The 1,232-nt window shown below is 69.9% G+C and carries 1 protein-coding gene and 1 pseudogene; both read left to right on the top strand.

Features of this window, described 5'->3' with window-relative positions; translation table 11 throughout:
* Nucleotides 1–820, top strand: a pseudogene (locus ACDELDRAFT_RS22670) (LytR/AlgR family response regulator transcription factor); the annotation flags it as partial.
* A 121-nt stretch (nt 821–941) separates the two neighbouring features.
* A partial coding sequence (locus tag ACDELDRAFT_RS22665; RefSeq protein ID WP_005801347.1) for a putative Na+/H+ antiporter occupies nt 942–1,232 on the top strand: 291 nt, incomplete at its 3' end.

The raw sequence follows: 1,232 nt of genomic DNA, 5'->3' as shown, positions 1-1,232 counted from the left end.
CCCGCGCCCCGCGCCCTCATCGCCGAGGACGAACCCCTGCTGGCCGCCGCGCTGCGCCATGAGCTGGCCCTGGCCTGGCCCGCGCTGCAGGTGGTGGCCACCGTGGGCGACGGCCAGGCCGCCGTGCGCGAGGCGCTGGCGCTGCGGCCGGAGGTACTGTTCTTCGATATCCGCATGCCCGGCCAGAGCGGGCTGGAAGCCGCCGCCGAGCTGGCCGATGCCTGGCCCGATGGCCAGCCCTTTCCCGCGCTGGTGTTCGTGACGGCCTACGACCAGTACGCCGTGCAGGCTTTCGAGGCCCAGGCGATGGATTACCTGCTCAAGCCCGTGCAGGGGCCGCGCCTGCAGAAAACAGTGCAAAAACTGCAGCAAGCGCTTGCCCAGAAAGCGCTACCAGCTACAAATATGGAAGCAACCATGGCGCAGCTGCGCCGCCTGCTGGCCGCGCCCGGCGTAACGACGCCTGGCGTGGCGGCGTCCGCCCCCGCTACCGCGCCGCTCACGATCATCCAGGCCAGCAGCGGCAACCAGATCCACTTGGTGCCCGTGGCCGAGGTGCTGTACTTCGAGGCCGCCGACAAATACGTGCGCGTGCTCACCGCCGAACGTGAATACCTGATCCGCACCCCGCTCAAGGAACTGACGGCGCAACTCGACGCGGCCGAGTTCTGGCAAGTGCACCGCGGCGCGCTGGTGCGCGCCAGCGCCATTGCCAGCGTCACGCGCGACGAGGCCGGGCGGCTGCACCTTGGCGCTGCGCGCCCGCCCCGAGCAGCTGGCCGTGAGCCGGCTTTACGCCCACCTGTTTAAGGCCATGTAGCCCTTGCCCCGCCGGGCAGGCACGCGCCGCTAGAATTCCCCCCCGGGTGTACGCGCAGTGGGGCGCGGCAGGTTCATGCGCTGGTCGGGCCGCCGCGCGGCTTTCGCTCGCCAGGCCTTCCATGACACCCTCCTCCGTCCACACCGTTGCCGCCGTGCTGTTCGGCATCGCGCTGCTCCACACCCTCTCCACCAAGCAGTTCGAGCGGCTCGCCCACCGCTACCCGCGCCATGCCGGGCTGTTCCACCTGCTGGGCGAGGTGGAAGTCGTGTTCGGCTTCTGGGCCATGGTGCTCATCCTTGCCATGGCATTGCTGACCGGCGGCACCCAGGCGCTGCACTACGCCGAGTCGCGCAACTACACCGAGCCGCTGTTCGTCTTCGTGGTGATGGTGATTGCCGCCTCGCGCCCC

Source organism: Acidovorax delafieldii 2AN (assembly GCF_000175235.1).
Lineage (GTDB): Bacteria > Pseudomonadota > Gammaproteobacteria > Burkholderiales > Burkholderiaceae_C > Acidovorax > Acidovorax delafieldii_B.
This window is presented reverse-complemented; position numbering and strand designations above follow the sequence as displayed.